This window comes from Curvibacter sp. GW821-FHT01G03, assembly GCF_059422285.1.
Genome location: NZ_JBWKWP010000002.1, coordinates 117,109 through 138,615, shown reverse-complemented (window position 1 = coordinate 138,615; position 21,507 = coordinate 117,109). Strand labels below are relative to the sequence as shown.

The 21,507-nt window shown below is 64.8% G+C and carries 19 protein-coding genes; 14 read left to right on the top strand and 5 right to left on the bottom strand.

What is annotated here, in order from left to right:
- Window positions 1-9: 9 nt before the first annotated feature.
- Window positions 10-1,530 carry a Do family serine endopeptidase gene (locus tag AC07VS_RS02830; protein WP_494656340.1) on the bottom strand — a complete coding sequence of 507 codons (1,521 nt, stop codon included), beginning with the start codon at window positions 1,528-1,530 and terminating at the stop codon, window positions 10-12.
- Window positions 1,531-1,790: 260 nt separating this feature from the next.
- Here AC07VS_RS02830 and AC07VS_RS02825 point away from each other — a divergent pair, with 260 nt between their 5' ends.
- Window positions 1,791-2,672 carry an alpha/beta fold hydrolase gene (locus AC07VS_RS02825; RefSeq protein ID WP_494656339.1) on the top strand — a complete coding sequence of 294 codons (882 nt, stop codon included), beginning with the start codon at window positions 1,791-1,793 and terminating at the stop codon, window positions 2,670-2,672.
- 33 nt (window positions 2,673-2,705) lie between these two features.
- Here the strand turns inward: AC07VS_RS02825 and AC07VS_RS02820 are convergent, their stop codons facing one another.
- The 3 genes from AC07VS_RS02820 to argH form a co-directional block, all read right to left on the bottom strand.
- Window positions 2,706-4,040: an ATP-binding protein gene (locus tag AC07VS_RS02820; RefSeq protein ID WP_494656338.1), complete on the bottom strand. Its 1,335-nt coding sequence runs from the start codon at window positions 4,038-4,040 to the stop codon at window positions 2,706-2,708.
- A complete protein-coding gene (locus tag AC07VS_RS02815) occupies window positions 4,037-4,696 on the bottom strand; it encodes a response regulator (protein ID WP_492346755.1) in 660 nt (219 codons plus the stop codon). The genes AC07VS_RS02820 and AC07VS_RS02815 overlap by 4 nt, the downstream gene beginning before the upstream one ends.
- Before the next feature lie 78 nt (window positions 4,697-4,774).
- Complete coding sequence (gene argH / locus AC07VS_RS02810; protein WP_494750186.1) at window positions 4,775-6,238, bottom strand: argininosuccinate lyase; 1,464 nt, start codon at window positions 6,236-6,238, stop codon at window positions 4,775-4,777.
- A gap of 71 nt (window positions 6,239-6,309) precedes the next feature.
- Between argH and AC07VS_RS02805 the strand changes: the two genes are divergently transcribed.
- The 6 genes from AC07VS_RS02805 to AC07VS_RS02780 all read left to right on the top strand — a co-directional run bounded on the left by AC07VS_RS02805 (window position 6,310) and on the right by AC07VS_RS02780 (window position 13,530).
- A complete protein-coding gene (locus AC07VS_RS02805) occupies window positions 6,310-7,368 on the top strand; it encodes a sensor histidine kinase (protein WP_494656337.1) in 1,059 nt (352 codons plus the stop codon).
- A 56-nt stretch (window positions 7,369-7,424) separates the two neighbouring features.
- A complete protein-coding gene (locus tag AC07VS_RS02800; protein WP_492346752.1) occupies window positions 7,425-8,177 on the top strand; it encodes a LytR/AlgR family response regulator transcription factor in 753 nt (250 codons plus the stop codon).
- Between the two features lie 253 nt (window positions 8,178-8,430).
- Complete coding sequence (locus tag AC07VS_RS02795) at window positions 8,431-9,426, top strand: Bug family tripartite tricarboxylate transporter substrate binding protein (RefSeq protein WP_492346751.1); 996 nt, start codon at window positions 8,431-8,433, stop codon at window positions 9,424-9,426.
- A 23-nt stretch (window positions 9,427-9,449) separates the two neighbouring features.
- Window positions 9,450-9,863 carry a cupin domain-containing protein gene (locus tag AC07VS_RS02790; RefSeq protein ID WP_494750185.1) on the top strand — a complete coding sequence of 138 codons (414 nt, stop codon included), beginning with the start codon at window positions 9,450-9,452 and terminating at the stop codon, window positions 9,861-9,863.
- Window positions 9,860-11,023 carry an acyl-CoA dehydrogenase family protein gene (locus tag AC07VS_RS02785; protein ID WP_492346749.1) on the top strand — a complete coding sequence of 388 codons (1,164 nt, stop codon included), beginning with the start codon at window positions 9,860-9,862 and terminating at the stop codon, window positions 11,021-11,023. Before AC07VS_RS02790 ends, AC07VS_RS02785 begins: the two co-directional genes overlap by 4 nt.
- 806 nt (window positions 11,024-11,829) lie before the next feature.
- Complete coding sequence (locus tag AC07VS_RS02780; RefSeq protein ID WP_494750184.1) at window positions 11,830-13,530, top strand: RCC1 domain-containing protein; 1,701 nt, start codon at window positions 11,830-11,832, stop codon at window positions 13,528-13,530.
- A gap of 318 nt (window positions 13,531-13,848) precedes the next feature.
- Here the strand turns inward: AC07VS_RS02780 and AC07VS_RS02775 are convergent, their stop codons facing one another.
- Window positions 13,849-14,805 carry a LysR family transcriptional regulator gene (locus tag AC07VS_RS02775; protein WP_494750183.1) on the bottom strand — a complete coding sequence of 319 codons (957 nt, stop codon included), beginning with the start codon at window positions 14,803-14,805 and terminating at the stop codon, window positions 13,849-13,851.
- A 208-nt stretch (window positions 14,806-15,013) separates the two neighbouring features.
- Between AC07VS_RS02775 and AC07VS_RS02770 the strand changes: the two genes are divergently transcribed.
- From AC07VS_RS02770 to AC07VS_RS02740, 7 genes are all read left to right on the top strand, one after another.
- A complete protein-coding gene (locus tag AC07VS_RS02770; RefSeq protein ID WP_494656334.1) occupies window positions 15,014-16,384 on the top strand; it encodes an MFS transporter in 1,371 nt (456 codons plus the stop codon).
- A 44-nt stretch (window positions 16,385-16,428) separates the two neighbouring features.
- Window positions 16,429-17,457: an amidohydrolase family protein gene (locus AC07VS_RS02765; RefSeq protein WP_492346746.1), complete on the top strand. Its 1,029-nt coding sequence runs from the start codon at window positions 16,429-16,431 to the stop codon at window positions 17,455-17,457.
- A 26-nt stretch (window positions 17,458-17,483) separates the two neighbouring features.
- Entirely contained in the window at window positions 17,484-18,167 is a 684-nt protein-coding gene (gene ligK / locus AC07VS_RS02760) for a 4-carboxy-4-hydroxy-2-oxoadipate aldolase/oxaloacetate decarboxylase (RefSeq protein ID WP_492346745.1), read from the top strand.
- 75 nt (window positions 18,168-18,242) lie between these two features.
- Window positions 18,243-19,175, top strand: coding sequence for an amidohydrolase family protein (locus AC07VS_RS02755; protein WP_492346744.1), 933 nt, complete (start codon window positions 18,243-18,245; stop codon window positions 19,173-19,175).
- A 1-nt stretch (window position 19,176) separates the two neighbouring features.
- Entirely contained in the window at window positions 19,177-19,614 is a 438-nt protein-coding gene (gene ligA, locus AC07VS_RS02750; RefSeq protein WP_492346743.1) for a protocatechuate 4,5-dioxygenase subunit alpha, read from the top strand.
- Between the two features lies 1 nt (window position 19,615).
- On the top strand, window positions 19,616-20,488 hold the full coding sequence (locus tag AC07VS_RS02745) for a class III extradiol dioxygenase subunit beta (protein WP_494750182.1): 873 nt from the start codon (window positions 19,616-19,618) through the stop codon (window positions 20,486-20,488).
- Entirely contained in the window at window positions 20,485-21,447 is a 963-nt protein-coding gene (locus tag AC07VS_RS02740) for a Gfo/Idh/MocA family oxidoreductase (protein ID WP_492346741.1), read from the top strand. Before AC07VS_RS02745 ends, AC07VS_RS02740 begins: the two co-directional genes overlap by 4 nt.
- Window positions 21,448-21,507: the final 60 nt, after the last annotated feature.

Genomic DNA, 21,507 nt, shown 5'->3' with positions numbered 1-21,507 from the left:
CCTGGCCGGTCAACCCAGCCGGATCGGCACAAAGATGCGCTGCTCACCGCGCTGGATCAGCAGGGCCACCGACTTGTCGGATTTGGCCACCGCCTCACGCACCTGATCCACCGAGCGGACGTTGGTGCCATTGACGGCCAGCAGCACGTCGCCTTGCTGCACGCCGGCCCGCGCCGCAGCACCCCGGGCGTCCTGCACCAGCAGACCGCTTTCAGCGCCGATCTGTTCGCGCTCCTGCGGTTGCAGTGGGCGCAGGGCCAGGCCCAGCTTGCCCTGGTCCGCAGACTTGTCGCCCTCGGCCTTGGCGGTCTTGTCGCCCACCTTCACCAACTGGGCCTGCAGCTTTTCGGTGCTGCCCTTGCGCCAGACCTCGATGCTGACCTTGTCGCCCGGCGAAGCCAGGGCAATCAGAGCCGGCAGATCCCCCGAAGAGACGATGCGCTGGCCATTCACCTGACGGATCACGTCTCCGGGTTGCAGGCCGGCGCGCTCCGCCGGGCCCCCCTTCTCAATGCTGGACACCAGCGCACCCTCAGGCCGGTCGAGCTTGAACGAATCGGCCAGGGTCTGGTTGACCTCTTGCACCACCACGCCGAGGCGAGCATGTTCAACCTTGCCAGTGGCCACGATCTGGTCGCGGATGCGGATCGCCACATCCACCGGAATCGCGAAGGACACGCCCTGGTAGCCGCCGGTGCGGCTGTAGATCTGCGAATTGATGCCGACCACCTCGCCTCGGGCATTGAACAGCGGCCCGCCGGAGTTGCCGGGGTTGATGGCCACGTCGGTCTGGATGAAGGGCACGGCCGTGTCGTCCGGCAGCGAGCGGCCCTTGGCGCTGACCACGCCAGCCGTCACGGTGTTCTCGAAACCGAAGGGCGAGCCGATGGCCAACACCCATTCGCCCACCTTCAGATCGGCCATGCGGCCGAACTTGACCACCGGCAGGTTCTTGGCATCAACCTTGATCACCGCCACGTCGGTGCGCGGGTCAGAGCCCAGCACCTTGGCGCGAAACTCACGCCGGTCGGTCAGCTTGACCGTGACCTCTTTGGCGCCCTTGACCACGTGGGCATTGGTCAGGATCACACCATCCTCACTGACGATGAAGCCCGAGCCCTGGCCCCGGGTGGGGGTTTCCTGGGCACGCGGACCCTGACGTTGGCCGGGCATGGGGCCACCGAAGCGGCGGAAGAACTCGGCAATCGCCGGGGGCATGTCCTGGGGCATCCCCTGGGCGTTGGCCTCGTCGTCATCGTCATTGGATTCATTGCTGACGCGGGTGGTGCCCACGACGCTGATGTTGACCACGGCCGGGCCGTAACGCTCGGTGATGACCGAAAAGTCGGGCGCCTGCACCGCGCCGACCGGCGCAGTGGCCGCAGGGCCGGCAGCGGCCACCAGCGCCGGGGGCGTCTGGGCATGGGCCAAGCCCATCTGCACGGCCGAAACGCCAGCGCCCCCAAGGGCGCCCGCCACCAGCAGGGCCATGACCAGGCGGGATGCGGGCCATTGAACGGTGTTTTTCATCGAAGACTCCTGACCAAAACGGTGTTGCGATGAAAGCACTGTGCCCGGCCAGTCTTAGCGCTGTCTTAAACCGCCCGCCTTGAAGCCGTCCGGCCTCATCTGAAGCCAATCAATGCAAGCGCGAAGGGTGTTGTAAGCCACGTCATCAATGGTTTCAAACAGGCCTTCTGGCTACCCATTCGCCACGTCCAGCCAGTACATCCGCGCCGGATTGCAGGCCCCCTCCTCCACTGCAGTCCCCTTGGACCGCCCTGCACGACATGAAACTCCAGACCCGCCTGATTGACCTTGAAATCCGTGACCAGGGGCCCGCCAAGGCCCCGGTGGTGCTGTTGATCATGGGCCTGGGCATGCAGCTGATCTCCTGGCCCTCGCGCCTGGTGGACACCTTGCTGGCCGAGGGCTACCGAGTGATCCGCTTCGACAATCGCGATGCAGGCTTGTCGCAGCGCTTTCCGGAACTGGGCGTGCCCGGGCTGCCGTGGGCCTGGCTGCGCCGCTCGGTGGGCCTGCCGATCCGCCCCCCGTACTCGCTGCAGGACATGGCCCAGGACACCGTGTCGCTGCTGGATGCACTGGACATCGAGCGCGCCCATGTGCTGGGGGTGGACCTGGGAGGCATGATCGGCCAGCACATGGCCTTGTTGGCCCCGGGCCGGGTGCGCAGCCTTTGCAGCGTGATGAGCAGCAGCGGCGCCCGTCACCTGCCAGGCCCCGAACGGGCCGTGCGCACCGCGCTGCTGCGCCCCCCCGCCAGCCTTGACACGGCCAGCCTGCTGGCGCACCAGCAGGCGCTGTTCCACCTGCTGCGCAGCCCCAACTTTCCGCAAGACCTGGAGGACCAGCGCAAGCGGCTGCTGGCCGGCATTCACCGGGCCGTGTACCCCGAAGGCGTGGTACGGCAACTGGCGGCAGTGCTGGCCGACACCCAGCGGGCTCGCGCGCTGGCCCAGTTGCATGTGCCAACGCTGGTGGTGCATGGTCGGCAAGACCCGTTGCTGCCGGTGGCCTGCGGCGAAGACACCGCCCGCCGCATACCGGGGGCCAGGTTGCTCACCATCGAGGGCATGGGCCACGATCTGCCACCGGGCGTGGTGCAGGCCTTGCTGGCGGCCCTGCTGCCGCACCTGAAGATGCACTGAGCGCGCTCAGAACAAACTCAGACCAGGCCGGCGTCAGCCGGCCATGGCCCCGAAGGCCACGGTCACCTTCAAGCCGCCCAGGCGCTCCGACTCATCCAGGTTGACCCGGGCGCCGTGCTGACGCGCCACCGCCTCGACGATGGCCAGCCCCAGGCCGCTGCCTGGCACCTCGGCCACGCCCTCGCCACGCTTGAAGCGGTCAAACACCCGGGCACGATCGGCTGCCGGGATGCCAGGCCCACTGTCCTCAACCACCCAGGCGACCGTGCCATCCGCCTGGCGCAGCAGCGAGACGTCAATCGTGCCCGGGCCCGGCGTGTATTTGATCGCGTTGTCCACCAGGTTGCGCAGCAGCACGCGCAAGGCCTCGGCCTGGCCGGGGACTGTCAGCGCATCGGCCTGATCGACCCCCAGGTCCAGACCCCGCGCACCCGCCAGCGGCAGGCATTCGGCCAGTACCTCGCGGGTCAGGGCCAGCAGGTCAACCGGCTGGGCCTGGGCCTCGGGGGCCGACTCCTGGCGCGCCAGCAACAGCAACTGGCCAACCAGGTCGATGGCCCGCTCGATGCCCTGGCGCAGACGCTGGGCCGCCAGCTCGCGCGTGGGTTCGTCGGCCGCGCGCTGCAGGGCCTGCATCTGCAGCCGCAACGCCGTCAGGGGTGAACGGAGTTCATGCGCGGCATCGGCCACAAAGTGCCGCTGGGCCTGCAGCGTGCTCTGCACACGCGCGAACAGCGCGTTGAGCTCGCCCACCAGCGGGCGCACCTCGTCGGGCAGGCCCTGCTCGGGCAGGGGCGACAGGTCGTCGGCGCTGCGCCTGGCCACCTGGCGCTGCATGCGCTGCACCGGGCGCAGGGCGCGCCCGATGATCCAGCCCACCACCAGCATCAGCATCGGGGTGATGCCCAGCAAGGGCAGCACGGCCCGGAAAGCCAGGGCCCGGGCCCGCGCATCGCGCGCACTCATGTCCTGCGCGATCTGCACCGTCTGCAAGGCCGTCTGCAAAGTGTAGACACGGTAGCGCACACCGCCACTCTGGATGTCTGAGAACCCCAGCACGGCTCGCCCCGGCAGCACCGAGCGTGGTGAGCGGAACAGTGAATCGCCATCGGCCCCCCAGATCTGTACCTCGATGCCCGCGTCTTCGCTGGCTTCTTCGGGGTTGATCCAACCCAATGGCACGCCTTGCTGCACCGCCTGGGCCATCTGGCGCAAGTGCTCGTCAAACAGGGCATCGGCCTCGAACAAGGCATTGCGGTAAGCGGTGGCGGCCAGCACGGCACAGGCCAGCAAGATGGTGCCGAGCACCAGTGCCTGCAGGCGCGCCCGCAGCGAATGCCGCGCCGAAACCCGCCAGCGCCACCTCATTCGCGCGGCACCAGGTAGCCCAGGCCGCGCACGGTCTGGATCAGGCCGGCGCCGAGCTTTTTGCGCACGCCATGGATGTAGACCTCGACCGCGTTGCTGCTGATGTCTTCCTTCCAGCTGAAGAGCTTTTCTTCGAGCTGGGCACGCGAAAAGATCACCCCGGGGCGCGAGATCAGCGGCTCCAGCACGGCCCACTCGCGGGCCGACAGGGTCACCGGCTGGCCATTGAGTCGGGCTTCATGGGTGGCCGGGTTCAGGCTGACCCCGTGCTGTTCAAACACCGGGCCGGCCTGCCCGGCCTGGCGCCGCAGCAGGGCCCGCACGCGGGCCAGCAGCTCATCGGTGTCAAAGGGTTTGACCACATAGTCGTCAGCACCCGCATCCAGCCCCGCCACGCGGTCGCTGACCGCATCGCGGGCCGTGGCCACCAGCACCGGCAGAGTGCTGCGCCGCGCGCGCAGGTCGCGCAGCACCTGCAGCCCGTCGCGCCGCGGCAGGCCCAGGTCGAGCAACAACAGGTCGTAGCTGGCGCTGCGCAGGGCCGTGTCGGCCATCTCGCCATCGCGCACCCAGTCAACCGCGTAGTGCTCGGCGCGCAGCACGTCGAGCACGGCCTGGCCGATCATGGGGTCGTCTTCAACCAGCAACAGACGCATCTCGGAGCCCTCCGTTCACTTGGACCCACCCAGCATGGCCGGGCTGGCTTAGACCAGGCTGAAACCGCCGACGGTCGCTCAGGCCAGGCGGGCGCGATGGCGCTCGATCTGGGCGCGAACCTGATCCGGGGCGGTGCCACCCAGGGTACTGCGGGCGTTCAGCGAGCCGCGCAGGCTGAGCACCTCGTACACGTCCTTCTCGATGCTGGGGTTGAACTGCTGCAGCACGGCCAGCGGCAGTTCGGACAGGTCCACGTTGTGCGAGATGGCCGCCTTCACGGCATGGGCCACCGTCTCGTGGGCGTCACGGAAAGGCAGGCCCTTCTTGACCAGGTAGTCGGCCAGATCGGTGGCGGTGGCGTAGCCGCGCTTGGCCGCGTCTTCCATGGCCTGCGGGCGCACGGTGATGCCTTCGACCATCTCGGCAAAGATGCGCAGCGTGTCTTTCAGGGTGTCCACCGTGTCGAACAACGGCTCTTTGTCTTCCTGGTTGTCCTTGTTGTAGGCCAGCGGCTGGCCCTTCATCAGCGTGATCAGGCCCATCAGGTGCCCCACCACGCGGCCGGTCTTGCCCCGGGCCAGTTCGGGCACGTCGGGGTTCTTCTTCTGCGGCATGATCGAGCTGCCGGTGGTGAAGCGGTCGGCGATCTGGATGAAGCCGAAATTCTGGCTCATCCACAGGATCAGCTCTTCAGACAGGCGGCTGATGTGCACCATGGCCAACGAGGCGGCGGCGGTGAACTCGATGGCGAAATCGCGGTCGCTCACGGCGTCCAGGCTGTTCTGGCACACGCCATCCATGCCCAGCGTCGCAGCCACGCGGGCGCGGTCCAGCGGGTAGCTGGTGCCAGCCAGGGCGGCGGCACCCAGGGGCAGGCGGTTGGTGCGGCGGCGCACATCGGCCATGCGCTCAGCGTCGCGGCTGAACATCTCCACATAGGCCAGCATGTGGTGGCCAAAACTCACCGGCTGGGCCACCTGCAGGTGGGTGAAGCCCGGCAGGATCACTTCGACATTGCGCGCGGCGATGTCGAGCAGGGCTTTTTGCAGGTCCACCAGCAAACCGCTGATCAAGTCGATTTCACCGCGCAACCACAGGCGCACATCGGTGGCCACCTGGTCGTTGCGGCTGCGGCCGGTGTGCAGGCGCTTGCCGGCATCACCCACCAGTTGGGTCAGGCGGGCCTCGATGTTCAGGTGAACGTCTTCCAGGTCCAGCTTCCAGTCAAACGTGCCGGCTTCGATCTCGGCCCGGATCTGGGCCATGCCGCGCTGGATGGCGGCCAGGTCGTCCGCGCCGATGATGCCCTGGGTGGCCAGCATGTCGGCATGGGCCAGCGAGCCCGTGATGTCCGCCAGCCAAAGGCGCTTGTCGAAAAACACGCTGGAGGTGTAGCGCTTGACCAGATCGCTCATCGGCTCGGAAAACAGCGCCGACCACCCTTCCGACTTGTTGTCGAGTTGGTTGACGGCGGTTTGGGGGGCTTGGGGGGCTTGGGCAGCCGGGTTGGCACCTGGGTTGGCGTTGGAGCTGGTGGTCATGAAAAGCAATAATCCGTGTCGAGGGGGCCACTGGGCCGCTGCCCAGGAGGTCGCCGAATAGGCGAAAGGCCATGAAAGATTCGCAAATTTTATCGACCTTCGGTCCGACCGCGGCGCAAACCGCTCCCAAGCCCCCCGCCAGCACCGCTGCGCTGGTGTTCGACGCCTGTCATCTGGGGGTGGTTCTGCGCGCCGTGATGTTCGTCGAAACCGTGATGGGTGTGGCCGCGTTGTACGCGGTCGACTCCTTCATGGCCTGGGTCGGCCTGACGGGGGTGCTCACCTGCGCCGCCTTGCCCGGAACCCTGGCCTGGCTGGTTTCGGCCTGCCTGCTCAAGCACCTGCTGGCCCGGCTGCCGGCACCCGCCCAGTACGCGGTTGGCAGCCTGCTGGGCGCCGCCACCGGCCTGTATGGCTGCGGCTTGCTGGCCCTGACCGGTTTCATCGAGCATTCGCCCTGGCTGGCCAGCGCCTGCACCGGCGCCCTGCTGGCCGGGCTGCTGGTGGCCAGCCTGGTATGGCGTGCCCGCGCACGCACCCCGGCCGCGACCACCGCCCGCCTGGCCGAGCTGCAGTCGCGCATCCGGCCGCACTTTCTGTTCAACACCCTCAACAGCGCCATTGCCCTGGTGCGCGCCGAGCCCGCCCGTGCCGAAACCCTGCTGGAAGACCTGAGCGACCTGTTCCGCGCCGCCCTGATCGAACACGGCGAGACCGCCACCCTTGACGAGGAGGTGGCGCTGGCCCAGCGCTACCTGGCCATCGAGCAGGTGCGCTTCGGCGAGCGCCTGAGCGTGCAGTGGGAGCTCGACCCCGAGGCCGGGCAGGCCCGGCTGCCGCCTCTGTTGTTGCAACCCCTGGTGGAGAACGCCATCAAGCACGGCGTGGAACCCAGCGCAGTGGGCGGCGAGCTGATCGTGCGAACCCGCATTCAGGGGACGCGAGTGCGTCTGGATATCATTAACTCACTACCACCGGAAGCCCAAAAAACGACCGCTCAGACAGCTGGTCACGGGATAGCGCTCGCCAATGTAAGCGACCGCTTGCGTTTGTTGCACGACGTCGAAATTGAGTTCAGTGCTGGCGTGAGGGACGACCGCTACCATGTCCGAATCACGTTTCCGACGTGAGTCGAGGCATGGAGACAACCTTGCCGCATGGATTCAATCAACGTCTAGAAAGCACCATGGAGCTTCACCTTCTGATCGTTGACGACGAAGCATTGGCACGCTCCCGTCTGCGAACGCTGCTCAGCGACCTGCACGCAGCCCACCCCTTCACCGTCCAAGAGGCCACCAACGCCGTCACGGCCATGGCCGTGCTCGATCGAGAGCCGATCGATGTGGTCTTGCTCGACATCCACATGCCCGGCACCGACGGCCTGGGCCTGGCCAACCACCTGCGCACCCTGAGGCGGCCGCCGGTGGTGATCTTCGTCACGGCCTATGCCGAGCATGCAGTGCAGGCCTTCGACCTCGACGCGGTCGACTACCTCACCAAGCCGGTGCGCGCCGACCGCCTGAGCGAAGCCCTGCTGAAGGCCCAGCGCCGACTGCAGACCCAGCGCAGCCAGCCGCAGGCCGACAACAACCCCTCCGAGCACTTGATCATCCAGGACCGGGGGCGCACCGAGCGGGTGCCGCTGGCCGAGGTGCTGTACTTCAAGGCCGAACTCAAGTACGTGACCGTGCGCACAGCAGTGCGCAGCTACATCCTCGACGGCTCGCTGAGCGACCTCGAAACCCGCTACCCCAACCGCTTCATGCGCATCCACCGCAACGCGCTGGTGGCCCGCCAGGCGGTGCGTGCCCTCGAAAAGCACTACGACAGCGAAGAGGGCGATGGCTGGGCCGTGCGCCTGCAAGGCCTCGATGAACGCCTGTCCGTGTCTCGCCGTCAACTGACCTCGGTGCGCGAGGCGATTGCCGCCAGCAGGTAGAACTGAGCCGCACGGGATGCCCTGGCCCACACAAGCCGGGGCAACACCTCTCCAGCGCCTCAACGACGGGGCAGATCGATGGGCTCAGGCTGCGGACGCGGGCCCAACCAGGGCCACGATTCACAAAAGCAATCGGCGGCGTTCTTTTTCGAATTGGACCCGCAGGCCATCCCTCTCCAAGATGGCGCACCAGGGCCTGTCGACAGGCCCTGGCAGCCGGCACAGACCGGTGCCCCCTCCTGGAGACAACACCATGAACCGATTGCATGCCTGCGCGGCCCTGTTCGCCCTGGCCCTGGGCGGCCCACTGGCCACCCGTGCCCAAGGCCTGAGCACGGCCCCGGCCGCGCCCAACCCCTACCCCACAGGGCCCATCACCCTGGTCGTGCCTTTTGCGGCCGGCAGCGGCACCGACTCGGTGGCCCGCACCCTGGGCCAAAAGCTGGCCGAACGACTGCGACAACCCGTGCTGATCGACAACCGCCCCGGTGCCAGCGCGCAGCTGGGCGCGCAGTACGTGGCCAAGGCCAAGCCCGACGGCTACACGCTGTTCATGACCACCAACACCTCGCACTCGGCCAACCCCAGCCTGTTCGCCCAACTGCGCTACGACCCGATCAAAGACTTCACCCCCGTGGCCGGCGTCGGTGAACTGCCGTTTGCGCTGGCGATTCACCCCTCTGTACCGGCCCGCAGCCTGAGCGAGTTCATCACCTACGCCAAAGCCCACCCCGGCCAGCTCAGCTATGCCACGCCCAACAGCACCTCGCTGGTGGCCAGCGAAACCCTCAAGCGCATCGCCGGCCTGGACATCGTGGGCGTGCCCTACAAATCCAGCCCCCAGGCCATGACCGACCTGGTCGGCGGGCAGGTGCAGATGTATGTGGCCGACCTGGGCTCGGGCATGAGCATGCTCAAGAGCGACAAGGTGCGCACCCTGGGCATCACCACGGCCGAGGCCTCGCGCCTGTTGCCCGGCGTGCCCCCGATCGGCAAGACCGTGGCGGGCTTCGACCTGACCTCGTGGAACGGGGTGTTCGGTCCGGCCGGCCTGCCGCCGCCCGTGGTCGAGCGGCTCAACCGCGAGATCAACGCCGTGCTGGCCGACACCGACGTGCAAGACAAGCTGGCCCAGATCGGCTTTCAGGTGTGGCCGGGCGCCACCCCCGAAGCCTTTGCCCAGTATGTGGCCGAGCAACTGCGGCACTGGGGGCAGCTGATCCGCCAGGCCGGCATCCGCCCCGAATGAGCCCCCCCACCCGAAAGACCGACATGTCTGAAGCCCCCCGATACGACTACTGCGTTCGCGCCGGCAGCGTGCCCAGCTACCAGCCAGCCAACCACGCCCACACCCAGAACCAGCGCCTGATCGGCCCCGACAACGTGGGCGCGCGCCACCTGGAGGTGGTGCTGGGCACCCTGGCCCCAGGCGGTGGCGCCCTGCCCCACGCGCACCCCGGCATGGAGCAGGCCTGCTACCTGCTGGAAGGCACGGCCCACGCCGAGGTGGCCGGCCAGTCTTTTGAGCTCGGGCCGGGCGATGCCTGCTTTTTTCCGGCCGACGAGATGCATGTGTTCCAGGTCACCAGCGTCACACCGGTGAAGTTGCTGGTGATCTACAGCCCGCCCTACGGCGAGAACCCCGAGCGCGTGCGCCGGGCCGGCCCGGTCGGAGGTGCGGCATGAATTTCGGCTGGACCGAGCAACAGCAGCAGATCCGTGACGCGGTCGAGCGCGTCTGCGCCCCCTTTGATGCCGACTACTGGCTGCGTCACGACCGCGAAGGCGGCTTTCCGGACGACTTCCACCGGGCCCTGGCCGACGCGGGCTGGCTGGGCATCGCCATGCCCGAGGCCTATGGCGGCGCGGGGCTGGGCATCAGCGAGGCCGCGCTGATGATGCACACCATCGCGGCCACCGGCGCCGGCCTGTCGGGTGCCTCGGCGGTGCACATGAACATCTTTGGCCTGCACCCGGTGGTGGTGTTCGGCAGCGACGAGCAGAAGCAGCGCTGGCTGCCGCCCCTGATCGCCGGCCGCGACAAGGCCTGCTTCGGCGTGACCGAGCCCAACACCGGGCTGAACACCCTCAAGCTCAAGACCCGCGCCGTGCGCCAGGGCGACCACTATGTGGTGACCGGCCAGAAGGTGTGGATCTCGACCGCCCAGGTGGCCAACAAGATCCTGCTGCTGGCCCGCACCACCCCGGTCGAAGAGTGCCGCGGCACCGAAGGCCTGAGCCTGTTCTACACCGACCTGGACCGCCGCCAGATCGAGGTGCGCGAGATCGAGAAGATGGGCCGCAAGGCCGTCGACTCGAACCAGGTCTTCATCGATGGCCTGCGCATCCCGGTGGCAGACCGCGTCGGCGAAGAAGGCCAGGGCTTCAGCTACATCCTGCACGGCCTGAACCCCGAACGCATCCTGATCGCCGCCGAGGCCGTGGGCCTGGGCCGCGCCGCCCTGGCACGCGGCGCGCTGTACGCCAAGGAACGCGTGGTGTTCGACCGCCCCATCGGCATGAACCAGGGCATCCAGCACCCGCTGGCCAAATCCTGGATGGAACTGGAGGCCGCCCACCTGATGGTGCACAAGGCCGCCTGGCTGTACGACCAGCACCAACCCTGCGGTGCCGAGGCCAACAGCGCCAAGTACCTGGCCGCCGAAGCCTGCTACCACGCCTGCGAAAACGCCATCCTCACCCACGGCGGCATGGGCTACGCCAAGGAATACCACGTGGAGCGCTACCTGCGTGAAGCCTGGATCCCGCGCCTGGCCCCGGTCAGCCCGCAACTGATCCTGTGCTTCATTGCCGAGAAGGTGCTGGGGCTGCCGAAGTCGTATTGAGGGGGCTGGTCGAGTGACCTGCTTGCGATGACACCACCTCCTGTTCGGCCATTCAGGTCAGGCGCACATCGGGATCACTCCGTCCTTGCGTGCTCCCAAAGAAGCAGATCACTGAAATCACACAGGCAATCGCAGCCAGATACGCCCTGAGCATCAGGGCCCTGCTGAACCAGGGCGGTGTGAATGGTGCCCGCCCACAACACAGACGTTCCAACAAGCAAGCCCTGAGGCGCGCTACGTCGGCCTCGTTGGGGCTACTTGCTGTTCAGCCCATATCGACGACACGCCGATACGGCGGTCTCACAAGTTACCACGCCACCGCAGCAGGGCGCCTCAAACCACCGCCGCGACAAACTGTAGATGCGCAGCACGGCCGCAACAGTGGCAAGTTGGCGCAGCCCCCGTCTTTATTGGCAACCGCGCGCATACGGGTGGACCTTAGCGGGCAATGCAATTGCCATACCTTTTTCAGAGGATTTACTTGGCATTCATTTGACAATTGACGACCGCTTCACCCCCCCAAAAAACACCTCACTGATGCGCACTTGCCAATTCGTACATCAAACATGCCACCAGGATTCCAGCCCAAAAATCAATACAAGCGGATTATTTCAAAATTTGCAAAACAAATCAACAAAGATCACGCCAATTTCAAAAACTCACAAATCCGAGAATCACTCAACAACAACCACGCATCAGATACCCGTTGAGCACAACCACAAGCCAACTTAATCTAAAAATAGTACATCAAACATGAACTCGAAAATACCCCCAATTCCTCAACACAAAAATTCACAAATCATCTCATGCATACCCAAATCACCCTGCAAAAAAACAAAACCCCCAACAAACGTCAATTGCTATTGGCCACCTTATCGATCACCAGTGTTTTATCAGCATGCGGGGGCGGGGGCTCTATGGCAAACCAAGATGGAACAGGCACACCCACAGCGCCGCCATCCTCCGGAAGCGCGACAACCGCCACATCAAAACTGCAATGGAAAATCGAGACACCTCTAAAAATAAGTTTAAAAAGCTCTGAGGGAGTCGTTCTCAGCGAACCTTTGAATTGTGTCGCCGTGGATTCCAATGCCATTACCATCAAGCCTGACTGCAGTACCGTCATGGCAAATCGCCTGGGCAACCAAGAGATCATCGTCAGTAAAGATCAAGTTTCTGCAAGATTACAAATAGCAGTCACCCCACAACGACACATCATGGCCCAAGCAGTTAGAGCGGGGAGCTTTGGCAATGGAACTGCCTATGCGATAACACCAGCTTCTGGCACCCCATTATTTTGGGGAGACAACTCAAACTATACCCTGGCCCAAGCAGAAAGGTCTGCCAAAATAACAGGCTTTCCAATGCCAGGAAAAATAGCCATCGACAGCTACATGGCAGGCATCACAACAGTTTCAATCGGCGAGCAAAGTGCGTTGGCGGTGACGGAGGAGGGGCAGGTTCTTTCATGGGGCATCGACCACTCTTACAGATTGGGCCGTCAAGTTTCTGCTAGTGATCGTGGTGATCCGATACCAGGATTTGTGCGCAACAGCGCCGATAATGGAGTATTGACAAACATTGTGCAAAGCGGCGTAGGTACCTGGAATGCAACAGCGCTACGAGATGATGGGCATGTCTACACTTGGGGTTGGGGTTACACAACCGGACAAGGAGATAAAAATCAGAGCCTTTACCCAAACATCGTTGTACTGGACGATGACTCTGCACTGAGTGATGTAGTACAAATCAGTGTCGGGGGCAATTTCTCTCTGGCACTAACCAAAAATGGACAGGTGTACGGCTGGGGGAACAATGGTGAAAATCAAACAGGCACCAGCGACTCCCCATCCAAACCAGAGAAGTATGTATTTAAAGCACGCCCGGTCATTTACGGAAGCGATCGAAAGATACTTTCCGATATTGTGAGCATCAGCGCAGGAGGCACCCATAGTTTGGCTCTCACCAGCTCAGGCCAAGTTTACGCATGGGGAAGCAATGAATCGAAAGCACTGGGTAGAGGAAGAAACGCGAATTCCACATCTGGAGGCTACGCACCAGCCTTGGTAATGTCAAATGTGGATGGCGTCCCTCTCAGCAACATCACCGCCATTTCTGCATCCCACACTTCTTCATTAGCACTTGAAAAAAGCGGCAAAGTGCTTTCCTGGGGCCATGCATACATGGGTGCACTGGGAGAAGGGCTTAACTCCACCGTTGGTAATGAAAGACCATTTGCAGATTACGTTGTGGCAGAAGATGGAATTGGCTTATTAAACAATGCGATCGCCATCGGCGTCAACCACTCAGCCAGCTATGCGCTCATCTCCGATGGATCCGTCTTGGCCTGGGGCAGCAATTACGGAAACGAACTCGGTCAGAATTTATCACCCAAAGATTTATTCAAGTCAAAAATGCCACTCAAGGTTAAAAATACCACCGGCACTGGGCCGCTCTCAGCGGGAGACTTGTCCGAATTCAAAAACCTGAAACAAAACTACCGCTGATGAAAAGCTGATTTGTCGCAAAACACTGCGACGATGCCCATCGTCGGGCAGAGAAAATGAGGGGGTTCGTCAAAAAATGAGCCCCCTCAAATCAATGATTGGCGGAGATGTTCAGGCGCAGCCCTCAAGCGCCAAAACCCCGGCCTCGTCACCGTGCACAGCGAGGTGGACCTGAACCTGCGCGTCAGCCCGCAGGTGTTTGCGCCCCATGCTCAGGGTGGTTTCACCGTGACCGGCCGGCGGCCCTGAGCCGGGCCCTTGCGCCTGGGCCTGCAGCCCGGGCGGGCGCGGCCAGGGTCATGGGGGCGGCGGTGGCCGCTAAGCCGGCGGCTCGGGGTCGGCCAGGGCCTGGTTCCAGGCCTGTTCGCCCGCCACCGCCTGCTGCACCACTTCGCGGATCAGGGTCAGGGCGCGCTTGTGGGTTTCGGTGGAGGGGCGGCGTGAGGACCACACCAGGTTCAGCTCGCTCATGATGCGCGGCGAGTGGATGCCGTGCAGCACAAACGGGGTGGCGTTGCTGAAACTGCTCAGAGTGTAGGCCGGCAGCACGGCGTGGCCCAGGCCTTCTCGCACCAGGTTGAGGATGGCGTTCAGGCCGTCCACCTCCAGGGTGACCTGGGGCTTGAGGCCGAAACGGGCCATTTCGGCATCGATCAGGATGCGGAACACATTGGGCCGGCTGGGCAGGATCAACGGCAGGGCCGCCACTTCGCGCAGGCTCAGCGTGGCCGGCAGCGGCGTGTCCTGGCGCAGGGGGTGGTCGCGGGCGGCGATCAGCACCAGTTGCTCTTCGTGCAGGGTGCTCATCTCCAGGTCGGGCGAGCGCACCGGGTTGTACAGCACGGCCATGTCGAGGTTGCCCACGCGCAGGCCCTCGTACATCTGCACCGAAAAGCCCTCGGTGAGCGTGAGCCGTGCCTGCGGCAGGTGCTGCATGAAGGCGCGCGCCAGCGGCACGGTGATCAGGCGCGACAGGCTGGGCGGCAGGCCCACCGACACCCGGCCAGCCAGGGCGCCGCGGGCGCTGCCCATTTCCTCACGCGCCACGGCCACCTGGTGCAGGATGCCGCGGCCATGTTCCAGCAGCAGCTTGCCGCTTTCGGTCAGCTTGACACCGCGCCCGTTGCGGTCGAGCAGGTTCTGGCGCAACTCCACCTCCAGCATGCGAACCTGGCGGCTGAGCGCAGGCTGGGCAATGTTGAGGGCGATCGAGGCGCGGGTGAAGCTGCCCAGTTCGGCCACGCGAACGAAGTATTCGAGCTGTTTGAGGTCCATGACACGTGATTTTGAATACCTTTGATCGAACTATATCAATTCGGTATACCAGCTAGTGTGGGGGGCGGCTGGCAAGGCCGGCCGGCGCTGTCGAGAATCAGCGCCAACACGAATTGCGCGCCCGGGCGGCCCTTGTCCATCCGGAGACAGCGCCAGCCTGATTTGGCGAGGGAGGGAATCACCCCGATGGATCAACCAGAGACAAGCCATGAAGCCCAATAACACGGACGTCAATGTCCAGACCCTGCTCAACGAGCACCCGTTTTCGCCCTTTCAGTGGGTGATTTTTGCGCTGTGCTTTTTCATTGTGCTGCTGGACGGTTTTGACACCGCCGCCATCGGCTACATCGCCCCCTCGCTGATCAAGGAATGGGGCGTCAGCAAACCCGCACTGGCCCCGGTGTTGAGTGCCGCCCTGTTCGGCCTGGCCGCGGGCGCCCTGCTGGCCGGGCCGCTGGCTGACCGCCTGGGCCGCAAGACGGTGCTGGTGGGATCGGTGCTGATCTTTGCCGTGGCCTGCCTGGCCTCGGGCTTTGCCCCCGACCTCACCACGCTGAGCGTGCTGCGCTTTGTGACCGGCCTGGGCCTGGGTGCCGCCATGCCCAATGCCGTGACCCTGATGAGCGAATACTGCCCGGACAGCCGGCGCGCCACCCTGACCAACGCCATGTTCTGCGGCTTTCCACTGGGCGCGGCCTTCGGCGGCTTTCTGGCCGCCTGGATGATCCCGAACTTCGGCTGGCGCAGTGTGCTGATCCTGGGCGGCGGCGTGCCTTTGCTGCTGGTGCTGCTGCTGGTGGTCTTGCTGCCTGAATCGGTGCGCTACATGGTGGCCAATGGCCAGCCGGTGGAGCGCATCCGCGCGGTGCTGGCCCGCATTGCCGGCCCCGCCGTGCAGGGTGCCAAGCGCTTTGTGCTGACTGAGACGGCCGCCCACTCCGATGCCAAGAGCGGCATCGGCGTGGTGCTGTCGGCGCCCTACCGCGTGGGCTCGCTCATGCTTTGGCTGGCCTATTTCATGGGCCTGGTGATCTTCTATGCGCTGATCAACTGGATGCCTGTGTTGTTCAAGGATGCCGGCATCGACCCCAAGACCGGTACGCTGATCGCGGCCCTGTTTCCGCTGGGCGGCGTGGGTGCCGTGTTCTTTGGCTGGCTGATGGACCGTTTCAACGCCAACCGCATCATTGCCGCCGGTTACGCCCTCACCGCGGTGTCGATCTGGGCCATCGGCCAGGCTGCTGGCCAGGTGGGCTGGCTGGTGGTGGTGGTGTTTGTCGCCGGCACCATCATGAACACGGCGCAATCGTCGATGCCGGCCCTGGCCGCGGCTTATTACCCGACGCGTGGCCGTGCCACCGGCGTGGCCTGGATGCTGGGCATCGGCCGCTTTGGCGGCATTGCCGGCTCTTTCCTGGTGGCTGAGCTGTCGGCCCGACATTTGAGCTTTGGTGACATCTTTGCCGTAGTGGCCATCCCCGGCATCATTGCCACCGCCGCCCTGATGCTGAAAGAATTCAAGCGCCCCAAGGGGGGCGATGACGGCAGCGCCCGCCTCGTGCCGGTGGCGGCGCACTGAGCCTTGCGAACCCTTTTTGTTTTCGACCCTCTGGAGAATCCCCGATGATCATCGACGTTCACGGCCACTACACCACCGCCCCGGCTGCCCTGGGCGCCTGGCGCGACCTGCAGATCGCCGCCCTGAAAGACCCCAGCAAGGCCCCCAAGGCCTCTGAGCTGAAGATCAGCGACGACGAGCTGCGCGAGTCCATCGAGACCAACCAGCTCAAGCTGATGAAAGAGCGCGGCAGCGACCTGACCATCTTCAGCCCGCGCGCCAGCTTCATGGCGCACCACATCGGCGACTTCGAAACCTCGTCCACCTGGGCCGCCATCTGCAACGAGCTGTGCTTCCGCGTCAGCGAGCTGTTTCCGGAGCACTTCATCCCGGCCGCCATGCTGCCGCAATCACCCGGCGTGGACCCGGCCACCTGCATCCCCGAACTGGTCAAGTGCGTGGAGCAGTACGGCAACGTGGGCATCAACCTGAACCCCGATCCCTCGGGCGGCCACTGGACCAGCCCGCCCCTGAGCGATCGCCATTGGTACCCCATCTACGAAAAGATGGTCGAGTACGACATCCCGGCGATGATCCACGTGAGCACCAGCTGCAACAGCTGCTTCCACACCACCGGCGCCCACTACCTGAACGCCGACACCACGGCCTTCATGCAGTGCCTGACCAGCGACCTGTTCAAGGACTTCCCCACGCTGAAGTTCCTGATCCCGCACGGCGGCGGCGCGGTGCCCTACCACTGGGGCCGTTTCCGTGGCCTGGCGCAAGAGCTGAAGAAGCCCCTGCTGAAGGACCACCTGCTCAACAACATCTTCTTTGACACCTGCGTGTACCACCAGCCGGGCATCGACCTGCTGACCAAGGTGATCCCGGTGGACAACATCCTGTTCGCCAGCGAGATGATTGGCGCCGTGCGCGGCATCGACCCCGAAACCGGCCACTACTACGACGACACCAAGCGCTACGTGGCCGCCACGCCCAACCTGAGCGACGAAGATCGCTACAAGGTCTACGAAGGCAACGCCCGCCGCGTGTTCCCGCGCCTGGACAAGGCACTCAAGGCCAAGGGCCTGTAACCCCACACCGATCAGGAGCCAACACCATGTACGAACTCGGAGTCGTCTACCGCAACATCACCCGCGCCGACCGCGCGGCCGCCGACGGCCTGGCCGCCCTGGGCTCGGCCACCGTGCACGAGGCCATGGGCCGCGTCGGCCTGCTCAAGCCCTACATGCGCCCCATCTACGCCGGCCAGAAAGTGTCTGGCACCGCGGTCACCGTGCTGTTGCAGCCCGGCGACAACTGGATGATGCACGTGGCCGCTGAACAGATCCAGCCGGGCGACATCGTGGTGGCCACCGTCACCGCCGAATGCACCGACGGCTACTTTGGCGACCTGCTGGCCACCAGCTTCCAGGCCCGCGGCGCCCGTGCGCTGATCATCGACGCCGGCGTGCGCGATGTGGCCACGCTGCAGGAGATGAACTTCCCGGTCTGGAGCAAGGCCATCAGCAGCAAGGGCACCATCAAGGCCACCCTGGGCTCGGTGAACATTCCCATCGTGTGTGCCGGCATGCTGGTCACCCCGGGCGACGTGATCGTGGCCGACGACGACGGCGTGGTGTGCGTGCCCGCGGCCCGGGCGGCCGAAACCCTGGCCGCCGCCATCAAGCGTGAATCGTTTGAAGGCGAGAAGCGCGCCAAGCTGGCTTCGGGCGTGCTGGGCCTGGACATGTACAAGATGCGAGAGCCGCTGGCGGCCGCCGGCCTCAAGTACATCGACTGATACATCGACTGATGCCCCCGCAGGCGGCCTGCTGCTGGCCGCCTCTTTGGCCTACCCACCCCCACAGAGATTGACATGAGCAAACCCACCACAGGTGATTTCACCAAGACCCCCGGCTGGCTGGACTGGTATGAAGGCCCGGCCAAGCCGCGCTTCCAGCTGCCGGCCGGCGCGGTTGACGCGCACTGCCACGTGTTCGGCCCGGGGGCCGAGTTCCCCTACGCCCCCGAGCGCAAATACACCCCCTGCGACGCCAGCAAGCAACAGCTGTACGCGCTGCGCGACCACCTGGGCTTTGCCCGCAACGTGGTGGTGCAGGCCACCTGCCACGGCGCCGACAACCGCGCCATGGTCGATGCCTGCCTGTCCAGCGGCGGCAAGGCCCGCGGCGTGGCCACCGTCAAGCGCTCGGTCACCGATGAAGAGCTGCAGGCCCTGCACGCCGCCGGCGTGCGCGGCGTGCGCTTCAACTTCGTCAAGCGCCTGGTCGATTTCACGCCCAAGGACGAGCTGCTGGAAATCGCTGGCCGCATCGGCAAGCTGGGCTGGCATGTGGTGATCTACTTCGAGGCGGTGGACCTGCCCGAGCTGTGGGACTTCTTCACCGCCCTGCCCACCACCGTGGTGGTCGACCACATGGGCCGCCCGGACGTGAGCAAGCCCATCGACGGCCCCGAGTTCCAGCTGTTCCTGAAGTTCATGCGCGAACACCAGAACGTGTGGAGCAAGGTCAGCTGCCCCGAGCGCCTGAGCGTGACCGGCCCCAAGGCCCTGAACGGTGAACAGAACGCCTACACCGACGTGATCCCCTTCGCCCGCGCCGTGGTGCAAGAGTTCCCGGACCGCGTGCTGTGGGGCACCGACTGGCCCCACCCCAACCTGAAGGACCACATGCCCGACGACGGCCTGCTGGTCGACTTCATCCCGCACATCGCGCCCACGGCCGAGTTGCAGCAAAAACTGCTGGTCGAAAACCCCATGCGCCTTTACTGGCCCGAGGAAGTCTGACATGGCCCTCAACAAACCCTACCTGGACGTGCCCGGCACGACCATCTTTGACGCCGAGCAATCGCGCAAGGGCTACTGGCTCAACCAGTTCTGCATGAGCCTGATGAAAGCCGAGAACCGCGAACGCTTCAAGGCCGACGAACGCGCCTACCTCGACGAATGGGCCATGACCGAAGAGCAGAAGCAGGGCGTGCTCACGCGAGACCTGAACCGCTGCATGGCCGCAGGCGGCAACATCTACTTCCTGGCCAAGATCGGCGCCACCGATGGCAAGAGCTTCCAGCAGATGGCGGGCTCGATGACCGGCATGACCGAAGAGGAATACCGCAACATGATGATCAGCGGCGGCCGCTCCGTCGAGGGCAACCGCTTCATCGGCGAAGACGGCGACGCCCAGGCGCATCGACAACCCCAGGGCAGCGCCCACAAGAAAGCCTGACATGGCCAAGATCACCGCTTCCGTATTCACCTCACACGTGCCGGCCATCGGCGCCGCCATCGATCTCGGCAAGACCGAAGAGGCCTACTGGCAACCGCTGTTCAAGGGCTATGAGTTCTCCAAGCAATGGATGAAGGACAACCAGCCTGACGTGGTATTTCTGGTCTACAACGACCACGCCACGGCCTTCAGCCTGGAGATGATCCCCACCTTTGCCATCGGCACCGCGGCCGAGTTCCAGCCCGCCGACGAGGGCTGGGGCCCACGCCCCGTGCCCAAGGTGATCGGACACCCCGACCTGGCCAGCCACATCGCGCAAAGCGTGATCCAGGACGACTTCGACCTCACCATCGTCAACAAGATGGACGTGGACCACGGCCTGACGGTGCCGCTGTCGCTGATGTGCGGTGAGCTGGACCCGAAGAAGGACGCCTGGCCCTGCCCCGTCATCCCCTTCGCCGTCAACGTGGTGCAGTACCCCGTGCCCTCGGGCCGGCGCTGCTACAACCTGGGCAAGGCCATCCGCAAGGCGGTCGACAGCTTCGATGAAAACCTCAATGTGCACATCTGGGGCACCGGCGGCATGAGCCACCAGCTGCAAGGCCCGCGCGCCGGCCTGATCAACAAGGAATGGGACAACGCCTTCCTGGATCAGCTGATCGCCGACCCCGAAGCCCTGTCGCACAAGCCCCATGTCGACTACGTGCGCGAAGCCGGCTCGGAAGGCATCGAGCTGGTGATGTGGCTGATCGCCCGCGGCGCCATGGACGACGTCAACGGTCAGGGCCCGGCGCCCAAGGTGACGCACCGCTTCTACCACGTCCCTGCATCCAACACGGCCGTCGGCCACCTGATTCTGGAGAACCAAGCATGAGCAACAAAACCATCAAAGTCGCCCTGGCCGGTGCCGGTGCCTTTGGCATCAAGCACCTGGACGGCATCAAGAACATCGATGGCGTCGAAGTGGTGTCGCTGATCAGCCGCGACCTCGAAAAAACCCGTGAAGTGGCGGCCAAGTACGGCATCGGCCACGTCACCACCGACCTGGCCGACAGCCTGGCCCTGCCCGAAGTCGACGCCGTGATCCTGTGCACCCCCACACAGATGCACGCCTCGCAAAGCCTGGCCTGCCTGAAGGCCGGCAAGCATGTGCAGGTCGAAATCCCGCTGGCCGACAGCTGGAAGGACGCGCAAGAGGTGGTGGAGCTGGCCAAGAGCAGTGGCCTGGTGGCCATGTGCGGCCACACCCGTCGCTTCAACCCCAGCCACCAGTACGTGCACAAGAAGATCCAGGCCGGCGAATTCAACATCCAGCAGATGGATGTGCAGACCTACTTCTTCCGCCGCACCAACATGAACGCCTTGGGCCAGGCGCGCAGCTGGACCGACCACCTGCTGTGGCACCACGCTGCCCACACCGTGGACCTGTTCGCCTACCAGTGCGGCAGCCCCATCGTGAAGGCCAACGCCGTGCAGGGCCCGATCCACCCGACCCTGGGCATCGCCATGGACATGTCGATCCAGCTCAAGGCCGCCAACGGCGCCATCTGCACCCTGAGCCTGTCGTTCAACAACGACGGCCCGTTGGGCACCTTCTTCCGCTACATCGGTGACACCAGCACCTACATTGCCCGTTACGACGACCTGGTCAATGGCAAGGAAGAAAAGATCGATGTGTCGCAGGTGGACGTGTCCATGAACGGCATCGAACTGCAAGACCGCGAGTTCTTCGCCGCCATCAAAGAAGGCCGTGAGCCCAACTCGAGCGTGGCCCAGGTGCTGCCCTGCTACCAGGTGCTGCACGATCTGGAGCAGCAACTGAACGCGGGCTGAGGTCGGTCAAGGGGTGCCAACGAACTGGACTGGCACCCCTGCCCCACCCATAATGACCAT